The organism is Burkholderia sp. Bp9143, from assembly GCF_003853645.1.
Classification (GTDB): domain Bacteria; phylum Pseudomonadota; class Gammaproteobacteria; order Burkholderiales; family Burkholderiaceae; genus Burkholderia.
Genome location: NZ_QTPO01000065.1, coordinates 19492 through 40244, shown reverse-complemented (window position 1 = coordinate 40244; position 20753 = coordinate 19492). Strand labels below are relative to the sequence as shown.

The 20753-nt window shown below is 67.5% G+C and carries 20 protein-coding genes; 6 read left to right on the top strand and 14 right to left on the bottom strand.

Features of this window, described 5'->3' with window-relative positions; genetic code table 11:
• Nucleotides 1–369 (top strand): ATP-binding protein (locus tag DIE23_RS34325; protein WP_260436310.1); only part of this gene is annotated, 369 nt, incomplete at its 5' end.
• 66 nt (nt 370–435) lie between these two features.
• On the opposite strand, the gene DIE23_RS34320 is transcribed toward DIE23_RS34325, so the two are convergent.
• The 4 genes from DIE23_RS34320 to DIE23_RS34310 all read right to left on the bottom strand — a co-directional run bounded on the left by DIE23_RS34320 (nt 436) and on the right by DIE23_RS34310 (nt 4700).
• A complete protein-coding gene (locus DIE23_RS34320; protein WP_185646594.1) occupies nt 436–1536 on the bottom strand; it encodes an integrase in 1101 nt (366 codons plus the stop codon).
• A 208-nt stretch (nt 1537–1744) separates the two neighbouring features.
• On the bottom strand, nt 1745–1903 hold the full coding sequence (locus tag DIE23_RS39800) for a hypothetical protein (protein WP_185646593.1): 159 nt from the start codon (nt 1901–1903) through the stop codon (nt 1745–1747).
• Entirely contained in the window at nt 1894–3297 is a 1404-nt protein-coding gene (locus DIE23_RS34315) for an enolase C-terminal domain-like protein (protein WP_124616680.1), read from the bottom strand. Before DIE23_RS34315 ends, DIE23_RS39800 begins: the two co-directional genes overlap by 10 nt.
• A 62-nt stretch (nt 3298–3359) precedes the next feature.
• Entirely contained in the window at nt 3360–4700 is a 1341-nt protein-coding gene (locus DIE23_RS34310; protein WP_124616678.1) for an MFS transporter, read from the bottom strand.
• A 294-nt stretch (nt 4701–4994) separates the two neighbouring features.
• Between DIE23_RS34310 and DIE23_RS34305 the strand changes: the two genes are divergently transcribed.
• On the top strand, nt 4995–5621 hold the full coding sequence (locus DIE23_RS34305; RefSeq protein ID WP_124616676.1) for a DUF2239 family protein: 627 nt from the start codon (nt 4995–4997) through the stop codon (nt 5619–5621).
• Nucleotides 5622–5699: 78 nt separating this feature from the next.
• Here DIE23_RS34305 and DIE23_RS34300 read toward each other — a convergent pair whose 3' ends face one another.
• Genes DIE23_RS34300 through DIE23_RS34285 form a run of 4 tightly spaced genes read right to left on the bottom strand, consistent with a single transcriptional unit; the run spans nt 5700 to nt 9958 of the window.
• Nucleotides 5700–6866, bottom strand: coding sequence for an ABC transporter permease (locus DIE23_RS34300; protein WP_124616674.1), 1167 nt, complete (start codon nt 6864–6866; stop codon nt 5700–5702).
• Between the two features lie 4 nt (nt 6867–6870).
• Nucleotides 6871–8025, bottom strand: a complete 1155-nt coding sequence (locus DIE23_RS34295) for an ABC transporter permease (protein ID WP_124616672.1) — start codon at nt 8023–8025, stop codon at nt 6871–6873.
• A gap of 18 nt (nt 8026–8043) precedes the next feature.
• Complete coding sequence (locus tag DIE23_RS34290; protein WP_124616684.1) at nt 8044–8742, bottom strand: ABC transporter ATP-binding protein; 699 nt, start codon at nt 8740–8742, stop codon at nt 8044–8046.
• Nucleotides 8743–8752: 10 nt separating this feature from the next.
• Nucleotides 8753–9958: an efflux RND transporter periplasmic adaptor subunit gene (locus DIE23_RS34285; protein WP_124616670.1), complete on the bottom strand. Its 1206-nt coding sequence runs from the start codon at nt 9956–9958 to the stop codon at nt 8753–8755.
• A 369-nt stretch (nt 9959–10327) separates the two neighbouring features.
• On the opposite strand from DIE23_RS34285, the gene DIE23_RS40765 reads away from it, so the two are divergent.
• The gene (locus DIE23_RS40765; RefSeq protein WP_124616682.1) at nt 10328–10567 is read left to right on the top strand and encodes a hypothetical protein; all 240 of its coding nucleotides are present in this window, start codon (nt 10328–10330) and stop codon (nt 10565–10567) included.
• Between the two features lie 78 nt (nt 10568–10645).
• Here DIE23_RS40765 and DIE23_RS34275 read toward each other — a convergent pair whose 3' ends face one another.
• Nucleotides 10646–11413: a Mut7-C RNAse domain-containing protein gene (locus DIE23_RS34275; RefSeq protein ID WP_124616668.1), complete on the bottom strand. Its 768-nt coding sequence runs from the start codon at nt 11411–11413 to the stop codon at nt 10646–10648.
• Between DIE23_RS34275 and DIE23_RS34270 the strand changes: the two genes are divergently transcribed.
• Nucleotides 11303–12379, top strand: coding sequence for an NAD(P)-dependent oxidoreductase (locus DIE23_RS34270; protein WP_260436308.1), 1077 nt, complete (start codon nt 11303–11305; stop codon nt 12377–12379). The genes DIE23_RS34275 and DIE23_RS34270 overlap by 111 nt on opposite strands.
• Nucleotides 12380–12450: 71 nt before the next feature.
• A complete protein-coding gene (locus tag DIE23_RS34265) occupies nt 12451–13086 on the top strand; it encodes a LysE family translocator (protein ID WP_124616664.1) in 636 nt (211 codons plus the stop codon).
• Between the two features lie 73 nt (nt 13087–13159).
• On the opposite strand, the gene DIE23_RS34260 is transcribed toward DIE23_RS34265, so the two are convergent.
• Nucleotides 13160–14437, bottom strand: coding sequence for an MFS transporter (locus tag DIE23_RS34260; RefSeq protein WP_124616662.1), 1278 nt, complete (start codon nt 14435–14437; stop codon nt 13160–13162).
• A gap of 97 nt (nt 14438–14534) precedes the next feature.
• Here DIE23_RS34260 and DIE23_RS34255 point away from each other — a divergent pair, with 97 nt between their 5' ends.
• The gene (locus tag DIE23_RS34255; RefSeq protein WP_124616660.1) at nt 14535–15455 is read left to right on the top strand and encodes a LysR family transcriptional regulator; all 921 of its coding nucleotides are present in this window, start codon (nt 14535–14537) and stop codon (nt 15453–15455) included.
• 198 nt (nt 15456–15653) lie between these two features.
• On the opposite strand, the gene DIE23_RS34250 is transcribed toward DIE23_RS34255, so the two are convergent.
• The 4 genes from DIE23_RS34250 to argC form a co-directional block, all read right to left on the bottom strand.
• Complete coding sequence (locus tag DIE23_RS34250; protein ID WP_124606433.1) at nt 15654–16487, bottom strand: OmpW family protein; 834 nt, start codon at nt 16485–16487, stop codon at nt 15654–15656.
• Nucleotides 16488–16503: 16 nt separating this feature from the next.
• On the bottom strand, nt 16504–17745 hold the full coding sequence (locus tag DIE23_RS34245; RefSeq protein WP_124616658.1) for a DUF2957 domain-containing protein: 1242 nt from the start codon (nt 17743–17745) through the stop codon (nt 16504–16506).
• A gap of 152 nt (nt 17746–17897) precedes the next feature.
• The gene (locus DIE23_RS34240; RefSeq protein ID WP_124616656.1) at nt 17898–19331 is read right to left on the bottom strand and encodes a DUF2957 domain-containing protein; all 1434 of its coding nucleotides are present in this window, start codon (nt 19329–19331) and stop codon (nt 17898–17900) included.
• 428 nt (nt 19332–19759) lie between these two features.
• Nucleotides 19760–20710, bottom strand: a complete 951-nt coding sequence (argC, locus tag DIE23_RS34235; RefSeq protein WP_124616654.1) for an N-acetyl-gamma-glutamyl-phosphate reductase — start codon at nt 20708–20710, stop codon at nt 19760–19762.
• Nucleotides 20711–20753 lie beyond the last annotated feature (43 nt).

Here is a 20753-nt window from a genome sequence, read left to right as displayed (position 1 = left end):
AATAACCACCGACAATCACCCGGTCGACCGGCCAAGATGGTTGTCGGTAAACCGGCCAAGCTGCTTGACGCTATCTACTACCTGCCATTCAGCCAGACCGGTGGCGCATTGCTGTTCCACTTGCTCTCGAAGCTGTATGAACACACGAGTGTCGCGATCACCACCAACCTCAGCTTCGGTGAGTGGGCGACCGTGTTCGGGGACGCAAAGATGACGACGGCGCTGCTGGACCGCGTCACCCATCACTGCCACATCGTCGAAACCGGCAATGAATCCTGGCGCTTCAAGTCCAGTTCTGCCAAGGCGAAGGCGACGAGAAAGAGAGCAGCAAAAGCAGCAGGCAGTGAGGAGTTATCCACACCGGAATAGATGTACTACGCTGTCTGGGGGTGGGTCAGATTTAGATGAAAACGGTGGGTCAAGATTCGATGGAAATCAACAATGGTAGTAACGCATCAACATGCGCGGGTCTTTGTGGCCCGTTATCTTTGTCAGTTCATGCATGGGGAAAATCGATGCCAAACGGGACGTTGCCTCGTGCCGGAGGTCGTGAAAGCGAAGGTCCGTCAGGAATTTGCCATCCGGTCTCTGATGCGTAGCCCTGGACTCATCGATGTAAAGCTTTCGAGCGCGCGCTACTGCGCGCTCGAAAGCTCTCGTGACGGCGTCGCTGCGAATCTCGAACACGCGCCCGGTGTCGTCTTCGTCGATCTCGCTCGTATCATTCTTGGCGTGATCCCGGGCGTCTTTTAGCGCCTGAAGCACAGCAACGGCGCGCGAAGACAGTGGTACGTCACGAGCGTCTCCGTTTTTCGTTGACGGTAGGTGCACGACGCGGCGATTTAGGTCTACGTTCACCCACAATAGGGACACGATTTCACCCCGGCGCATCGCGGTCTCGACGGCCAACCAGATGATGGAAGGGAGCAGTCGCGAACCACTAGCATTGGCTACCCGTTCGAGCTCGCCGTCTTGCGTAGCACGTTGCGAGTCGGCTTCTTCTCCGTCTACCGCGTTGAGAGATACGTTGTTGACGGCAATGCGCCGAGTGCGGGCGTTGTTAGGTTGCGGCTTGCGGACCAGTTCGACCGGATTTGACAAGCTATCCATGCCCCATTCTTTGCGGGCGATGCTGAATACATGGGAAAGAACCGCCAAGCGGCGTAGGACCGTCGCGGGCTTATAGTCCTTCAGCCATTCGTCCCGGAGCTTTGCTATGTCCGCGCTGCGAATCGTTGCTAGCGGCCGCTTTGCAAGGTCAACTGCCTTGCAGGTCTTCAAAACCGACAGTTCCTGCGCGGCCCCCTTCTTCGCCAGCGAGATTTCGTCCTCGTAGCGTTCCAGTGCCTCATAGAGCGTTGTTGTCTCGGCCTCGCTGCGGCTGACCCATATACCGCGCGACATTTCCGATTCGATCATGCCGGCCCAAGCTTCCGCCTCCGCCTTGGTGTTGAAGGTCTTACTTTGCGCGGGGTAGCCGCGACGGCGTACCTGTGCCTCCCACTGGTAATGGCCGCGCTTTCGTATGGTCGGCATTTCTATGTGCTTGTTCGAAAGGAGTGTGGCAGAATTGTGGCAAATAATCGTGAACGGCGCTAGATGCCTTACTTCATATAGTGCGGTTTTTACATTCGCAATGCGAAGGTCGGGAGTTCGATCCTCCTCCGCTCCACCAACAGAATCCGAAGGGCTCGGTCGCAAGACCGAGCCCTTTTTGTTTTCCGCGTGCCCGCTGGTTCGTCGGCTAGCTCAGCAGCGCGTTGACGGCTCTGAACGTCGGCACCAACAGTGCCGCGAATGCCACCGCGACGATCGCGAGCAGCGCGAGCCTCTTCCTCGGCAGCACGCAGATGCCGGTGCCGAGCGCATGGAACGCGCAGCTCAGCAAAATCGTCAGCCACACCCGCGCCCGAAACTCGGCCGTTTCGGATCGTACGTCCACCCCGGCACCAGATACCGCATCGCCATCGCGTCATCGCGCGCCGTGCCGCCGACTTCCCGATACAGCGCATGCGCGGCCTCGACCTGCGCCATGTCAAGCTCGATCCCGAGCCCCGGCCGCTCGGGCACGGCCACCTGGCCGCCGACGATCTCGAGCGGCTCGCGCGTGAGCCGCGCGTCGCCTTCCTGCCAGATCCAGTGCGTGTCGATGGCCGTGATCGTGCCGGGCGCCGCCGCGGCCGCATGCGTGAACATCGCGAGCGACACGTCGAAGTGGTTGTTCGAGTGCGAACCCCACGTGAGCCCCCAGTCGCGGCACAGCTGCGCGAGCCGCACCGAGCCCTGCATCGTCCAGAAATGCGGATCGGCGAGCGGGATGTCGACCGCCTGCAGCCGCACCGCGTGATCCATCTGCCGCCAGTCGGTCGCGATCATGTTGGTCGCGGTCGGGATGCCGGTCGCTCGCCGGAATTCGGCCATCACCTCGCGGCCCGAGTAGCCGGCCTCCGGTCCGCACGGATCCTCCGCATACGCGAGCAGATGACCTTGCCCGCGGCACAGCGCGACCGCTTCGTCGAGCGACCACGCGCCGTTCGGGTCGAGCGTCGCGCGCGCGTCGGGAAAGCGCGCCTTGATCGCCGCGATCGCTTCCATCTCGTCCGCGCCGGCCATCACGCCGCCCTTCAGCTTGAAATCGACGAAGCCGTAGCGCTCGACCGCGGCCTCGGCCTGCTGCGCGATTGCGGCCGGCGTGAGCGCGGCTTCGTTGCGCAGCCGGAACCACGGATCGGTTGCGTGCGTTTCGTCGCGATACGGCAAGTCGGTGCGGCGCCGCTCGCCGATGTAGAACAGGTACGCGAGCATCGGCACCGCGTCGCGCTGCTGGCCTTCGCCAAGCAGCGCCGCGACCGGCACGTCGAGATGCTGGCCGAGCAGGTCGAGCAGCGCGGCCTCGATCGCGGTGATCACGTTGTCGAGCCGCAGGTTGATCTCGTGCGGCTGGCGCAGCACGGCCGCCTCGCCGGCCGACGTCACCTCGTGCCGGATCGTGCGTCCGGCATGCGCACCGACGCCGGACAGCGCGGCGCGCACCGCGTTGAGCGTCGCCTGGTAACGCCCGATCGACTGACCGACCACGAGATCGGTCATCCGCTCGAGCGCCTGGCGGATGCCTTCGCCGCCGGGCACTTCGCCGACACCCGTGTGGCCGCTGTTGTCCTCGAGGATCACGAGGTTGCGCGTGAAATACGGCGCGTGCGCGCCGCACAGGTTCAGCAGCATGCTGTCGCGGCCTGCGACGGGGATCACCTGCATGCGCGTGACGTGCGGCGTGCCGGCGCGGCGGGATTCGGACATCGGTTGGCTCCTGGTTCCGTTGGTGCGCGGGCCGCCGGTCGCGCCGGCGCGGCCCGCGCGGTTCAGTTCAGCTCGACGCGGCGAATTTCGCCGACGACGAACAGGTAGCAGATCACGGCGACGAGCGCGTGCGCGACGACGTATACCAGCGCGCCGTTGAACGAGCCGCTGCGGTCGACGATATAGCCGATCGCGATCGGCGTCGTGATGCTGGAAAGATTGCCGCACGTGTTGAGCAGCGCGCCGCTCAGGCCGGCGATCTGGCGCGGCGCGGTGTCGGCGTTGACGGCCCAGCCGAGCGCGCCGAGCCCCTTGCCGAAGAACGACAGCGCCATGAACAGCACGACGAGCACGTGCGAGTCGGTGTAGTTGCAGACGATCATCGACATCGACAGCAGCATGCCGATCACGATCGGCACCTTGCGCGCGACCGACAGCGACCGGCCCTGCTTGAGCAGTGCGTCGGACACGATGCCGCCGAGAATCCCGCCGAGGAAGCCGCACACGGCCGGGATCGACGCGACGAGCCCCGCGTTGAGGATCGACATCCCGCGCGCCTGCACGAGATAGACGGGAAACCACGTGATGAAGAAGTAGGTGAGTGCGTTGATGCAGTATTGCGCGACGTACACGCCGACGAGCATCCGGTTCCTCAGCAGCGCCTTCACGTGACGCATCGACGGGCCGCCGTCGCGCGCGCCGGTCGCCTGGTCGATGTTGACGAGCGCGCCGCCTTCGGTGAGGTAGTCGAGCTCCGCGCGGTTGACGCGCGGGTGCACCTTCGGGTCGTACATCGTGCGGTTCCACACCAGCACGAACGCGAAGCCGAGCACGCCCATCACCGCGAACACCGACTGCCAGCCGAACGCGTGCACGAGCCAGCCCATCAGCGGCGCGAACACGACGGTCGCCGCGTACTGCGCGGCGTTGAAGATCGCCGACGCGGTGCCGCGCTCCGCGGCCGGGAACCAGGTGGACACGATCCGGCTGTTGGCCGGGAACGACGGCGCCTCGGCCGCGCCGACCAGGAAGCGCAATCCGAACAGCAGCGCGAACGCGGCCGCGCCGCTGAAGAAACCGATGCCGCCCTGCAGCAGCGTGAACAGCGACCAGAAGAAGATGCTGAACGCATAGACGATGCGCGACCCGAAGCGGTCGAGCAGCCAGCCGCCCGGGAGTTGCGCGATCACGTACGACCAGCCGAACGCCGAGAAGATGAAGCCCATCTGCACATGGCTCAGGTGCATCGCGCGGGAAAGCGCCGGGCCCGCGATCGCGATCGCCGCGCGATCCGCGTAGTTGATCGTCGTGACCGCGAACAGCACGGTCAGCACGAGCCAGCGCACGCGGGTGCGCTGGGCCGTTGCCGACGCGGACGCCGGCAATGCGTGAAGCGGATTCATGACTGTCTCCTCCGAAGGGCGGACGGTGCCGTCGTGCGGCTGCGCGTCGGGTGCGCGCGTTTTTTCGTGGTGGTCTTGCCGGCCGGAGGCCGGACGCCGATGCCCGGGCAGGGCGTCCGGATCATTCTGTCACGGCGAAATTTGCGATTTCATGCCAATTACTGACTTGATTGATTCAGGATTTGAATCGATCGGTGGCATCGGGGTGTCTGTTTTTACCCGGGTGATATTGACAGTCTATTTATACCCGGATAAAAATTGCGTTATTCCGATTCCGACCCACGGGCGACCACGATGACTCTTTCCACGCTTCTCCCTTCCTACACGGCGTTCGACGGCCACCGGCGCGTCGCGTCGGGCCCGCTCGCGACGGTGGCGGTTGCGGTCCGGCAGGCGGCCGGCGACGCGATGTCCGGCACGATCGTGATCTTCGACGACGCGACCGGCCGCGCGATCGACCTTGACTTGCGCGGCACGGCGGACGATATCCGTGCGCGTTACGCGGCGGCGCCGGGCGATGCATCCGCGCCCGCCGACGAGCCTGCAGGCGCGGGCGAACAACGCGGCCGCGGCCGTCCGAAGCTCGGCGTCGTCTCGCGCGAGGTCACGTTGCTGCCGCGTCACTGGGACTGGCTCGCCGCGCAGCCGGGCGGCGCGTCCGTCGCGCTGCGCAAGCTCGTCGAGGACGCGCGGCGCACGCACGCGGCGGCCGACCGGCGCCGCGACGCTCAGACGCGTACCTACCACTTCATGTCCGCGATCGCGGGTGACCTGCCCGGTTTCGAGGAGGCCGCGCGTGCGCTGTATGCGAACGACCTCGCGCGGATGGCCGAACGGGTTGTCGGCTGGCCGGACGACGTGCGCGACCATGCGCTCGCGCTGGCGCGCGGCGATCTGCCGCCGTCGACCGAAGACTGCTGACGGAGCCCGCGACGCGATGACGACGTTCGATCTGAACGTGCCGCGCCCGGGCGGCACCGGCGTGAGCGGCCGCGCGCGTCACTGCGCGCGCAGCGCGTCGACGATGTTCAGCCGGGCGGCGCGCATCGCCGGCAGGAACCCGCCCACGAGCCCCATCACCAGCGAGAACAGCAGCGTCTTCACGACGATCGCGGGCGTCAGCACGAAACGGAACGACAGGTCGGAGAAGGTCTGGAAGTTGGTCGTCGAGAACGACGCGAACTCCATCAGCGACGCGCACGCGAGCCCCGCGACACCACCGACGAAGCCGAGCAGCAGCGCCTCCAGCAGGAACGCGGCGAGCACGTTCATGCGCTTGAAGCCGAGCGCGCGCAGCGTGCCGATCTCGGCGGTGCGGTTCGCGACCGACGCATACATCGTGATCATCGCGCCGATCATCGCGGCGATCGAGAAGATCGTCGACAGGGTGATGCCGAGGATGTTGATGAAGGTCGACAGCGCCTTCGACTGGTCGCCGTAAAACGTCTGCTCGCGTTTCGCTTCGTCCGTCAGGCGCGGGTCGACGTCGATGTCGGCCTTGAAGCGCGCGAAGCCGTCGGCGCTCGGGATGCGCAGCACCATCGACGAATAGCTGGTGCGCCGGAACGACTGCATCAGCTGGTCGACGTCGCCCCAGATCTCCGAATCGAAGCCGCTGCCGCCCGCGTCGAAGATGCCGACGACGGTCCAGTCGCGCTGCGCGAAACGCAGGCTGTCGCCGAGCTGCGTGCCGCTGAAGCCTTTCGCGATCGCGCTGCCGACGACGATCTCCGACGAGCCCGGCGCGAACGAGCGGCCGGCCGCGAGCTTCACGCGCGGACGTAGCGCGAGGCCGGCCGGCGACACGCCGCGGATCACGACGTTCGACGGCTTGCCGGTCGACGTCTTCACGAGCGAGATCAGCACGACGGCTTCCTTCGACACGCGCGGCCGTCCGTCCGGGCCGAGCGCGACGGACGGATGCATCTCGAGCGCGTTGGCCTGCTGGTGGTCGATCGCGCTCTGGATCTCGGTTTCCGCGCCCTTGCGGATCACCACGACGTTGTCCGGTTCGCCGGTCGACACGAGCGTCTGCGTGAGCCCGGCGTCGAGCATCTGCACCGTCGCGAACACGAAGATCACCAGCGCCATCCCGCCCGCGGTGAGCGCGGTGGTGAGCCGCCGGGTCCACAGGTTGCGCGCGATGTAGGTGAGCGGAATCGCCATGCGCCTACCCGATCGCCCGCAAGCCTTCGACCACGCGCACGCGCGCCGCCTGCCACGCCGGCACGAGCGCGGCTGCGAAGCCGACCGCGACCGAGCACACGGCCTGCAGCGCCATCGTCTCGGCCGACACATTGAACACCGGGAAGATGCCGCCCGCGGCATGCTTGAAGAGGACCGCGGCCGGCGGTGTCGCGAGCATCCCGAGCCCGCCGCCGACCACCGCGATCACGACCGATTCGCCGAACACGATCAGCGCGAGAAAGCCGGGGCCGAAGCCGAGCGCCTTCAGCGTCGCATATTCGGCGGTGCGTTCGCGCGCGCTCATCGCCATCGCGTTCGCCATCACGGCCATGATGATCAGGATCACCACGTACGACACGACGCGGATCGCCGCGATGATCTGGTTCGACATCGCAACGAAGCCGAGCTGGAACGCCTGCTCGGTCTCGGTCAGCGTTTCGGCGAGCGAGTTCTTGAACACCGCGTCGACGTTGCGCGCGATCGCGGCGCCGTCGTCCGGGTTCGCGACGCCGAGCACGAACACGCCGACCTGGTCGGCTTGCTTCGGCGTGCGCTTGCGTACCGTCTCGTTCAGGTAGTCCCAGTGAAACACCAGCTGGCGCGTGATCGTCGAATCGTCGCGGCCGTCGAGAATGCCGCGCACCACGAAATCCCAGGTGCCCGGATAGATCGTGCCCTTCAGCGGAATCACGTCGCCGATCCTGAAGCCGAACTGTGTCGCGAGCTGGCGCCCGACGAGGCAGCCGCGGCGGTCGCGGTCGTAGTCGGCGCGCTGCTGCGCCGGGAGGATGAATTCGGGATACAGGTCGAGGTAGTTCTCGGACACCGCGAAGCTCGCGAAGAAGTTCTTCGGGTCACGATACACGCCGCCGAACCAGTTCGAGCGGACCACGGCCGTCACGCCGTCGATGCCGCGGATCCGGTTCTCGTAGCTGACCGGCAGCGGGAACACGAGCGAGATCGCGTTGCGGGTGACGAGCCGGCCGCTCGACGCGGCGGCCGCGCCGGCGTACCACGCGTCGACGACGGTGTGCAGCAGCCCGAACGCCAGCACCGCGATGGTCAGCCCGAGCACGGTCAGCAGCGTGCGCAGCCGGTGCCGCAGTGCGTTGCGCGCGATCAGCTTCAGCACGTACATCGCGCGCGCTCCCGTCCGTCAGACGGCGTGCCCATCGATCAGCTCCCCTTTTTCCAGATGCACGAGCGACCGCGCGGCGCCGGCGGCGTGCGCATCGTGGGTCACCATGATGATCGTCTTGCCGAGCTCGGCGTTCATTCGCTGCAGCATCGCGAGCACGTCGGTGGCCGATGCGCGGTCGAGGTCGCCGGTCGGCTCGTCGGCGACGATCAGCACCGGATCGGAAATCAACGCGCGCGCGATCGCGACGCGCTGCTGCTGGCCGCCCGACAGCTCGGACGGGTAATGACTGGTCCGGTCGCCGAGGTTCACCATGTCGAGCACCAGCTCGACGCGCTCGCGCCGTTCGCGGCGCGACAGGTGCGTGAGCATCAGCGGCAGCTCGACGTTCTCGAACGCGGTGAGCACCGGCATCAGGTTGTAGAACTGGAAGATGAAGCCGACGTTCGCCGCGCGCCATTCGGCCAGCCGCGCTTCCTCGAGTCGCGTGATGTCGAGGCCGCCCACGCGCAGCTCGCCGCTGTCGGGCCGGTCGATGCCGGCGACGAGATTGAGCAGCGTGCTCTTGCCGGAACCCGACGGCCCCATCAGCGCGACGAAGTCGCCTTCGCCGATGTCGAGCGTGATGTCGGTCAGCACCGGCACGACCTGGTTGCCGCGCCGGTACGACTTCGCGACGTGGCTGATCTCGACGAGGGGCGGCGAGGCGTCGTTCACGCGCGCCACGCTACTTCTTCGCGACGGACACTTTCGCGCCGTCCTTCAGCTTCGAACCCGGCACGAGCACGACCATGTCGCCGGGCTTCACGCCGCGGATCGCGACGAGTTCGCCGATCCTGGTGCCGGTCGTCACCGCCGTTGCATGCACCGTGTCGTCCTTCACGACGAACACGACCGGCCGGCCGTCGCGCGCGACCACGGCGCTCATCTGCACGGCCGTCACCGGCTGCCGGTCCTGCGGCGATGCGGGCTTCGACAGGAATGCGATCTTCGCGCTCATGTCGGGCAGCACGCGCTCGTCGCGGTCAACGAAGCGCACCTTCACGAGCACGGTCGCCTTCGAGCGGTCGACGGTCGGCACGATGCGCGACACGCGGCCGGCGAAGCGCATGTCGGGCAGCGCGTCGAGCTGGATCTCGCACGGCTGCTCCGCGCGGATCTTCGCGATGTTCGATTCGGCGACGTCGGCCTCGACCTCGAGCGTCTCCATGTCGGCGATCGTCACGACCGCGCCCTTGCTGTCCGACGCGGACGAGAACGGCGTGATGTTGTCGCCGACGTTCGCGTGCTTCGCGAGCACGATGCCGTCGAACGGCGCGCGGATCACCGTCTGGTCGACCGCGACCTGAGCGGCCTGCGCGTTCGCTTCGGCAGACGCGATCGCGGCCTGGTCACTGCTGATCGACGCGCGCGCCTTGTTCACGCGAGCCGTGTCGGTGTCGAGCTGCGCGGCCGGCACCGCCCCCTTCGGCGCGAGCACCGTGGTGCGGCGCAGGGCGATCTCGGCGTCCTTCAGCTCGGCCTGCTCGACGCCGAGATTCGCGCGGGCGACCTTCACCTGGGCGAGCGCCTGCGAAAGCGATGCCTCGACGTCGCGGCTTTCGAGCCTCGCGATGATCTCGTCCTTCTTCACGCGGGTGCCTTCGAGCACGCCGAGCCATTCGACGCGCCCCTGGCCCTTCGACGCGACCGCGGCCTTGCGCTGCGGCACGACGTAGCCGGTCGCGTTGAGCTGGGTATCGTTCTGGTATGGGTAGGCGGACGTGACGGAGGTCGTGTCGACCGTCGGCCGGCCGGTGAGCGCGAGCACGGCGACGATCGCGACGATGACGAGCGCGGCGGCGACCGCATAGCGGACCCACCGGCGCCGGCGTGGCGCGGGTGCGATCGGACGCCGGTCGATTTTCAGTTTGTCCAGATTGTGATCGGGCAATTTGGGCGCCTCGTGACGGCGGCGGTCTCGTGACCGGCCGCGATCCGGTTGGGACGGAAGGAGGCCAGTATAGCGTCGCCGTGGCGGGCGCGAGAGCCGGTTTGTCGGACGATTGACACACGCCCTGACGGCCCGTCGCGCGGGCCCGAAACTCGCGCCCCCGGGGAAACCCGAGGGATGCAGGCAACATGTCAACTCGCAGCGCGGGCGATGCGTTATGGAGCCAGTGCGTCAGTATTCGTCGAGACGGAAAGGCGACAGCCGACCCGCCCGGCGGCGACCGGCAACCCGGCGCGACTGATGTTCGGATGCGAATGCCTCGCATCTCTAACCGGTACGTTTGACTTTTTCTCCGCTAAAGGAAGAACAATGAAGAAGACGCTCGCTTCGATCATGACCGCAGCATTCGCTCTCGCATCGGTTTCGGCATTCGCACAGGCGTCCGCGCCCGCAGCCGACATGTCGGCATCGGCCGCTGCACCGGCACCGGCCAAGAAGGATCACAGCAAGCCGAAGCACCAGCTGAAGCAACACGGTTCGGCAAAGGGCAAGGCGAAGGCCGCAGCCGCTTCGGCCGCCGGCACGAACGACTCGGGCGCAGCAAACTAAGCCCGCTTCGCCGGGGCCGGCGTTGCCGGCCGCCCGCCGCGAGACCCCGCACGCTTCGGCCTGCGGGGTTTTGTTTTTTCAGGCGTCCGCCGTGTCCGGTGCGTCCGCTGCGCCGGGCGGCGACCCGCGCATCGCGTCGACCACCGCGCGCATGCGCCGCCAGTGCGAGCCTTCCCAGAACACGCGCCGGCACACGTCGCACGCGGCGAAGCGCCGGTGCCGCTGGCGGACGCCGGCCGGCACGCGCGGCGCGGCGTCCGCCGCATCGAGCGCGTGCAGCGGCGCGTTGCAGCGCAGGCACAGCCGGAACGGCCGCATGTGCGGCGCGAGGTCGAGCCGCGCGAACAGCTCGCGCAGCTGCGCGTCCGGCTGCTGCGCGTGCAGGTAGCAGCCGCGCTCGACCGCGCGGCGCTTCAGCAGCTCGCGGTCGCGGGTCAGCACGATCCGGTCTTCGCGCGCGGCGAGCGCGACGAGTTCGTCGTCGCGGTAGTGGTTGTCGTAGCAGGTGTCGAAGCCGGCGAGGCGCAGCAGCTGCGCGAGGCCGCCGAGATGCGCGTCGGCGACGAAGCGCCAGCGGTCCGGTTGCGGCAGCGGCGAGGCGGCTGCCGGCCGCGCGCGTTCCGGATGGATGTCGACGCGGTCGCCGTCGCCGAGCGGCCGGTCGAGGGCGGCTGGTGCGCCGTTCACGCAGAGCCGGCCAATTTCCGTATGCGGAACGCCGAGCGCCTCGACCGCGTGCTTGACCGTCGCGTCGCGCGCAAATGCGTGCGCGAACGCGCGCTCGCGCCGTGCGCGAGAGAGAAACGCGTTCAGTTCGCCGTGGAAGCGGAAGGTCGCGGTCGCCATCCGGGCAGTATCGCACCGCGCACGGCCGGTCGCCGGGGCTGCAGGCCGCCGCCGTCTGTGTTTAACTCCCCGCTTCACGGATCGAAGGAGCGGGCAATGGATCTCGGATTTATCGGGCTGGGCGAAATGGGGCAGGCGATTGCGACGAACCTGCTGAAGGCGGGGCACGCCGTGCGGGTCTGGAACCGGTCGCGCGAGCGCGCCGAACCGCTCGCCGCGTTGGGCGCGCAGATCGTCGCGACGCCTGCCGACGCGTTTCGCGGCGACGCCGTGTTCTCGATGCTCGCCGACGACGCGGCCGCGCGCGAAGTATTCGACGACGCGCTGCTCGCGCAGGCGCCGCGCGGCCTGATCCACGTGAACATGGCCACGGTGTCGGTCGCGCTGGCCGAGTCGCTCGCGCACGCACACGCGACGCGCGGCCTCCAGTACGTCGCCGCACCCGTGATGGGGCGCCCGGACGTCGCGGCCGCCGCGCGCCTGACGATCATGGCCGGCGGCCCGGCCGAGGCGATCGACCGTGTGCAGCCGCTGTTCGACGCGATTGGCCAGAAGACCTGGCGGTTTGGCTCACTGCCGCAGCACGCGAACGTCGCGAAGATCGCGGCGAATTTCACGCTCGCTTCGGCGATCGAGACGCTCGGCGAAGCGTCCGCGCTGCTCGGCGCGCACGGCGTCGCGATGCGCGATTTCCTCGACGTGATCACGAACAGCGTGTTTCCGGGGCCGGTCTATGAAGGCTACGGCGGGATGATCGCAGAGCGCAGCTACGAACCTGCGCGTTTCAAGGCGCGCCTCGGGCTGAAGGACGTGCGGCTCGCGCTGCAGGCCGGCGACGCGGCGTCGGTGCCGCTGCCGGTGGCGAGCGTCGTGCGCGACAGCCTGCTCGATGCGCTCGCGCACGGCGGCGGCGAACAGGACTTCGCGGTGCTCGGCGAAGTCGCGTTGCGCCGCGCGGGCCGCTGAGCCGATGCGGGACAGAAACGCCGCGCGCACGGCATAATCGACATTTCGTTTCTCTTTCGGTCGGGGCGGTCATGAACCTGCATACGTGGTGGCTTTTCGTGGCGACGGTATTCGTCGTGTCGGCGATTCCGGGGCCGAACATGCTGCTCGTGATGACGCACGGCGCGCGGCACGGGCTGCGCCGCTCGTCGTCGACGATGGCCGGCTGCCTGACCGCACTGGTGCTGATGCTCGCGGTGTCCGCGGCAGGGCTCGGGGCGGTCCTTGAGGCATGGCCGGCGACGTTCGATGCATTGCGCTTTGCGGGCGCCGCCTACCTGATCTATCTCGGCGTGAAGGCGTGGCGCGCACGCGTCGACGATGCGCCGGCCGCCGACGTCGATGCAGTCTTGCAGGGCGCATCGGCATCGCGCGGGGCGCTGTTCCGCAATGGTTTCCTGGTCGCGGGCAGCAACCCGAAAGCGATCCTGTTCGCTGCCGCGCTGCTGCCGCAATTCATCAACGCAGCCGAGCCGACGCTGCCGCAGTTCGGCATCCTCGTCGTCACGTTCGCGGTGATCGAGGTCAGCTGGTATCTCGTCTACGCGTCGTTCGGCACGCGGATTGGCGCGACGCTGAAGAGCCAGAGCGTCGCGAAGGTCTTCAACCGGCTGACGGGTGGCATCTTCGTCGGCTTCGGCGCGATGATGGCGCTGGTCCGCCACTGATTTCAGCACGCACCGCCTGCCGGACGCCCCGCACCTCGTCAGAGGGCGGGGCGTTCTCGCATCCGGGCCTGCGTCACGCGCGCGGCCACACGGTGGTGCCGGCCCGGCGCGCGGCCGACAGGCCGAACGCGGCGGCCGCGCCCGCGAACGCGAAGCCGACGCTGCACACGGCACTCCACCCGCCCCATGCCCACGCACTGCCCGCCAGCGCCGCGCCGAGCGCGCCACCGACGAAGAACAGCCCGACGAACAATCCGTTCAGACGCCCGCGCGCGGCCGGGTTCAGCAGGTTGATTTCCCGGCGGCCGATCGTCTGGTCGACGATCACTCCCGCGTCAAGCAGCGCCGCGCCGCCGGCCAGCAGCGCCAGCGCGACGCCGCGATGCGCGTGCGCATCGAAGCCGAACCAGCCGGCGCCGGCGATGCCGAGCACGGTGAGCGCCGCGAGCATCGTCGCGTGTGCAATGCGCTGCGCGGCCGGGCCCTGGCCGCGATCGCCTGCCCGGCCGGCCAGCGGCGTGACGATCGCACCGCTCGCGCCGGCGAACGCGAACAGCGCGATTCCGTGCAGGTCGAGGCCGAACGGCGGCTGCGCGAGCCGCAGCCCGACGGCGGTCCAGAACGCGCTGAACGTGCCCATCGCGAGCGCGGCCGACAGCGCATGCCTGCGTAGTACCGGTTCGCCGGCCAGCAAGCGGCCCATCGACGCGAGCAGCGCACGATAGCCGGCCGTCGCCGACGGCACGCGCGGCGGCAAGCGCAGCGCGAGCACCGCCGCGATCGCCGCGTTCGCGAGCGCGGCCAGCGCGTAGAACGCTCGCCAGCCGGCCGTGCCCGCGATCAGGCTGGCGAGCGGCCGCGACAGCAGGATGCCCAGCATCAGCCCGCTCATCACGTTGCCGACCGCGCGCCCGCGCTGCGCTTCGGGCGTCATCGACGCGGCCATCGGCACCAGCATCTGGATCACGCTCGACGCGGCGCCGGCAGCCAGGGTCGCGAGCAGGAAAACGGTGCCGGACCGCGTGAAGGCCGGCAGTGCGAGCGCGGCCGCGCACACGGCGAGCGTCGCGACGATCAGGCGGCGGTTCTCGAGCAGGTCGACGAGCGGCACCAGCAGCACGAGGCCCGCCGCGTAGCCGAGCTGCGGCAGCATCGCGACGAGGCCCGCGAGGCCGTGCGGCAGCTGCAGGTCGGCGCTGATCGGGCCGGTCAGCGGCTGCGCGGCGAACAGGTCCATCACGATCACGCCGACCGTCGCGGCGAAGAAGAGTGTCATGCCCGTGCTCAGCACGGGCGGTGCGCCGCGCGCGGCGCGGCCGGGGGCGGGGCAGGAGTCGGCAGGGCGGTTCATCGGAAGCCTGGGGCGTCGTGCGAAGGAATCCCCATCGTAGGCACCGGATGTTTATGCGACAATTGAAATATGTCTAACATGATTATGCGAGTTAGCTTTGAATACGCGTGATCTCCAGGCGTTCGTCGCGGTGGTCGACAGCGGTTCGATGGTCGCTGCCGCCGCGAAGCTCCATCTGACGCAGCCGGGCCTCACGCGACGCGTGCAGAACCTCGAGACGCTGCTGGGCATGCCGCTGCTCGAGCGGCAGAGCAAGCCGCTGAAGCCGACCGCCGCCGGGCGCGACGTCTATGCGCTCGCGCGCAACGTGCTGGGCGCGGTCGACGAATTGATGGCGGCTGGCTCGCCCGACAGCGAGCCGTCCGGCGAACTGCGCATCGGCGTGCCGCCGTTCCTGTCCGAGCTGGCGCTCGAACGGCCGATCGACCGGTTGCGCGAAGCGTTTCCGCGGCTGACGCTGCGCGTGACGGCTGGCTGGTCGCCGGCGCTCGTGCAGGGCATCGAGCGCGGCACGCTCGATGTCGCGACGGTGATGGTGCCGGCCAGCGCGGCGCTGCCCGACACGCTGACGGCCACGCTGCTCGGCACGCAGCCGACGGTGCTCGTTGCAGCGCGCGATTTTCCGCTGCCCGACGGCCCGCTGTCGCTAGACATGCTGTCGGGTTTCCCGTGGGTGCTGAGCCAGGACGGCTGCGGGATGCGTTCGGCGCTGAGCCGTGCGCTCGGCGCGGCGGGGCTGCCGTTCGACGTCGCGGTCGAGGCGTTCGGCTCGGAATTGCAGCTGTCGCTCGTCGCGCGCGGTGCGGGCATCGGGATCGCGTCGCCGAACGCGCTGGCGCGCAGCGCGCATCGCGATGCGCTGAGGGTGGTGGAAACGGCGGGGCTGGAGACGCGGATCAACGTGTGGATCGTGCACGGCGCGTTGCCGGCCCGCTTGACGCGGCCGGTCGCGCTGCTGCGTGACGCGCTGGGCGCGGTGCTCGACCGGGAGAACGGGAAGGGGTCAGAGTCGAACTAGCGATCTAGAGTGCGCATTCGAGGGAAAATCCTTATTTTCTCTACGGAAATGTTGCAATGCGGAAATCGATTCGCTATAGTTACACCTGTCTCCTCCATGTCTCCTCTGATATGGATTCAGCCCGCCTCTTAGGCGGGCTTTTTTTTGCCTGCGATTTTGCCGCGGGCCATCCATTCGTCCGTCGTCCCTTCGCCGGCGTCAGAACTTGTAGGTCATCCCGACATAGCTGATGATCGGATCGGCCTTCAGGTCCGATTTCGACTCGGAGAGCACCGTGCCGTCGGCCGCCTTGATCGTCACCGTCGACGTCGTCTTAAGCGGGATGTAGGTCACCGACGCGATCAGCCCGAAATGCTCGGTCATGTTGTACTGCAGGCCCGCATTGAACACCGGCTGCCATGACGACGACGCCTTCGCTTCCACCGATGTCGTACCCGGCTTGCCCGCACCCGCCGCGAGAATCGCGCCGAGGTTGTCCTGCGTCTGCTTGATGAAGTTCGTGTTGAGTTGCAGGTCGCTGAACCAGTTGTACGACACGCCGAGGCCGAGGAAAGGCCGGAACTTCGCGGTCGCCTGCCCGAAGTAGTACTGCAGCAGCACCGCCGGACTCCACTGCCGCACGCTCTTCACGATCGGGTTCACCGACGCGAGCCCGATGTTCTGCGTGCCGAGCGCGCCGGCAGGTCCTGGCGGCTTGATCGTCCCCTGGCCCGACACCTTGAACACCGGCGGCACGCCGGCCACCGACGTGACCGCGATGTGGTCGGTCAGGAAGTGGCTGACCGTCAGGCCGACCGTATCCGCACCGCTCGTACGCAGCCCGGTGCCCGGCGACGTGAACGACGGCGGCAGCCGCAGCGGCGTGTTGATCGGCGTCGGCGCGACGTTGGTCGTCATCGGCGTGCTGCTTTGCTGCGGCATCACATGGAACCAGCCCAGCGTGACGACGTTGCTGCCGGCGCTCTGCGCGTGCGCCGCGAGCGGCGCCAGGGCGGCGGCGCCGGCCGCCGCGCAGAGAAGGGTCTTCTTCATCACGGCTTGCCTCCGCTTACTGGACGAACGCGCCGATCGTGAAATACGGCGTCGAACCCGCGTTGTCGAGGAAACCGAACACGCCACCGGTGAAGATGAACTTGCCGGTCGGCGACGTGCTGCCCGAACCCGTGTGGATCGTCGTGACCGTGCCCGGCACCTTCTGCGTGTAGTCCAGGTCGAGCGCGGTCGCGAGCGAGGCCTGCGACGGCTGGAACGGATCGAGCAGCGTGGCCTGGTTGTTGATCAGCGCGGTGGTCCGGTAGTCGAACTGGCTGTCGACGCCGATGTATTCGCCGTTTTGCGAGCCGGCCGCGATCGCGGTCTGCGGCGCGAGGATCGAGATGCTCGATTCGTCGTCGGCGGTCAGGCCCGGCACGCCGTTGCTGTCCGGCGTCGGGTTCGGGTTCGCGACACCCGTGCGCACGAGGATCGGCACCAGCTGGTTGCGCAGCTTGCCGACGATCATGAAGCCCTTGCCCTGCGGCGTCGCCGACAGCGTCGGCTTCAGCTGGCTCGCGTAGTTGTTCGACTGGAACGCGCCGCTGCCGTCGGCCGACTGCACGAAGTTCGTGCCCTGCTGCGTGCACGCGCCGCCGGCGAACTGGCCGGTCGAGTCGCACTTGGTCCACGTGCCGTCCGCGTTGATCGTCACCTTCGCGTCGATCGACGCCGGCGCGAAGTTCTGCGACGGCACTTCGCCGAAGCCGACGTGGCTGTACGTGCCCGCGACCTTCGTGATGTCGGTTTCGATCGACGAGAAGCCGATGAACGGGTAGTACGGGAATTTCGTGTCGGGCACCGCGGCCTGGCCGAGCACGCCGCCGAACTGGATCTCCTTGCCGGGAATCGTGCCGCCCGCGACACCGAAGCCGACGAAGATGCGCGCCGGACGCGACGCATCGAGGCTCGCGCCGTTCAGGCGGAATGCGCACTGGTTCAGCTTGTTGGTCGGCAGCAGCGTTTCCTGCGTGAGCGTGCCGCTGTCGACGGTGCCCGCGCGGGTCGGTGTGACGGTGCCGGTCTTTTGCGGTACCGGCGATTCGACATAGGTGACCTGCCAGGTCATCTTGGTCGTGTCGAGCTGGACCTTGGCCAGTTCGCCGCTGCCCGCGCCGCCGGTGAACACGGTGCTGTAGTCGAGCGTTGCGGGGCAGAGCCGGTCTTCGACGAGCGGGGGCGGATTGTCGCCGCCGCCGCCGCATGCGGAAAGAAGGGGGGCGGCAAGGGCCGCCGCCAGAACGAGGTTGCGCTTCATGTTGCTCCTCCAGATTTGTCTTGTCAGGCGGCCGGCTCCCTGTCGACCGCTTCTGTTGCTTGTGCTCGTGCTGCCTGCGCCGTGCCGGGCGCCGTCGTTGCGTGCCTTCCCTGCATCCCGCGGAGGCGCACCGGCCGCCGCGCCCCCGATCGCTACTTGCTGATCTGCGCACCCACGCCGAAGTACGGTGTCGACGACGTGCTCGAATTCGCCGACGTCGACGTGACGCCGCCGTTCACCGTGCCCTGGATCAGCGCCGCGTACAGGCCGCCCGTCGCGATCACCACACCCGACGCGGACGGGTAGGTCGCACCGCTCGCCGGCGTCGTCGTCGTGTTCAGCAGGCCCGGCGTGCCCTGACCGTAGTCGAGCGTGAAGGCGTCTTCCTCGGCCTGCGTGGTCGGGTTGATGAACGACGCGTTGCCTCCGCGGATCAGTGCGGCCGTGTACTTGAAGTTCGAATCCGCGCCCGCGTAGCCGCCGTCGATCGCGCCCGACTGGATCGCCGTTGCCTTGCCGAGCACCGCGATGCCCGATTCGTCGTCGACCTTGGCGTCGGTGTGCAGCGCGAGGTCGGTGCCCAGATACACGTAGCCCGTGCGGACCACCACCGGCACGGTCGCGCCGTTGAGCTGGCCGATGACCATGTGCGCGGTCGCCGACTTGCCGGTCGTGCCGACGATCGGCAGCGACGTCTGCGGCAGGATCTGCGGCGCCTTCGTGCTGTCGAGGTAACCGCCGTTCGCGGTGTTGACGGTCCACGGATCACCGGTCGTCTCGCAGCCCCCCGCACTCGTCGACGTGCATGCGCCGTTCGCATCGAACGTCTCGCTCGAATTCGTGCCCTTCGTCGCGTAGTTGCCTGACGGCACGAGGTGGTAGAGCAGCGCGTTGTAGGTGCCCGGCAGCTTCGTGAGGTCGGTCGTCGTGTTCGCGAAGCCGAGGAACGGGTAGAAGTCGAAGTGGCGGTTCGGCACCTGGCCGACGTTCTTGTAGATCGGGACGCCGGCGACGGTGATCGTCAGCCCGTCGTACTGCACTGTCGCGCCGGGGATGCCGCCGCCCGCGACACCCATGCCGACCAGCAGCATCGGCGGGTTCGCCTGGTTGAAGTCGGCGGCCGTCGAATAGGTCGAGCCGTTTGGTGCCGTGCCCGAACCCGGCGTGAGGACGAACGCACAGCGCGTCTGCTCCGCAGTGGGCAGCGTGCCGGTCGGCGGGTGGATGACCGTGCCGGTGATCGTGGTGCCGGCGCGGCTCGGCGTGACCGTGCCGGTCGCGAGCGGAATCGGCGATTCGAGCCACTTGAGCGTGTACGTCATCGCGACCGCGTCGATGTTGACGCTGACGATCTCGCCGCTACCGGCGCCGCCGAGGTACGTGCTCTTCACGATGTCGGCGTCGGCCGGGCACAGCGCGCCGTTGACGGGCTGCGACGATGGTGGCCCTTGCGTGCCGCAGCTCGATCCGGAACATTGGGGTGCTGCGATCGGCGCGGGCGAGCCGCCGTCTCCTCCACCACAGGCAATCAGGAAAGGGGCGATGGCAAAGGCCGTTGCCACCCCCTTCGATAAGGCGTGCGACATGCCGCTGTCTCCAATCGTTTAATTGTGCGAGCTAATGTCGCTGTCTGGATTTTTGCTGTCAATTGATGAACTCGTCTAAAAAAGACGATTGAAACGAAGCACGCCTGATGAATCCTTGCCGGATGAGGCTTTCAGTAAGAATTAAAACGAGCGGAAGGCGGTAGAGTGTTGCTGAAGTGGGGCGGCTGCCACGCGCGGAGGGCTCTAGAGGCCTCCCGCGTATAACGGCAGCGTTTAAAGCGGCGGTATCCGGTTTATCCCTATTCGGGATTGACTGGATAAAGTGAGGGTGAAATTAATTCGCCATTAATCGCGCAATGGAAAGCTTGTAAATATTTGTAAATGCGTGAGCCGGATTTTAATTATTGCCTGATACGGGCAAATAAAAAGCCGGCCAGCGGCCGGCTTTGCATCGCATGCAAGCGGAATCAGCGCGTGAGGCCTGCATCCTCGGCGGCGCCGATGTTGAGGTTCATGCACTGGATCGCGGCGCCCGATGCGCCCTTGCCCAGGTTGTCGAGACGCGCGACCGTGACGAAGCGCTCTTCGTTGCCGAACACGAACAGGTCGACGCGGTTCGTGTCGTTGTTCGCCTGCACGTCGAAGAAGCCGCTGTCGAGATTCGCATCCGCGTTGAACGGCGCGACGCGCACGAACGGTTCGTCCGCGTAGTATTCGGCGAACACGCGCTGCACGTCCTGCGGCGTCGCACGCTTCGCGAGTTGTTCAGGCGAGAAGTAGGTCGTCACGGCCAGGCCCTTCAGGAACGGCCCGACGATCGGCGTGAAGATCGGCGCGTGCGCGAGGCCCGTGTGCGCGGCCATTTCCGGCAGGTGCTTGTGTGCCAGCGCGAGCGCGTACGGACGCGGGCTCGCGAGCTTGCCGCCCGGCGCCGCGTTTTCGTATTCGGCGATCATCGACTTGCCGCCGCCGCTGTAGCCGGTGATCGAGTAGCTGTGCGCGGCGAAGGTCGGCGCGACGATGCCTGCATCCACGAGCGGACGCATCGCGAGCACGAAGGCCGACGCGTGGCAGCCCGGCACGGCGATGCGCTTCGACGTGCGAATCTTCTCGCGCTGCGCGCGGGTCAGTTCCGGCAGGCCGTACGCCCAATCGGCGCTCGTGCGGAACGCGGTGCTCGCGTCGATCAGCGTCGTGTTCGGGTTGTCGACCAGCGAGGCCGATTCGCGCGACGCGACGTCCGGCAGGCACAGGAACGTGACGTCCGACGCGTTGATCAGGCGGCGGCGCTCGTCGACGTCCTTGCGCTTCGCTTCATCGATGCGCAGGATCTCGATGTCGTTGCGCGCCGACAGGTATTCGAAGATCTTGAGGCCGGTCGTACCTTCCTGGCCGTCGACAAAAACTTTGGTGCTCATTTCGCTCTCACTGAATGAAACGGGAGCCGCGGCGCCCTGAAAC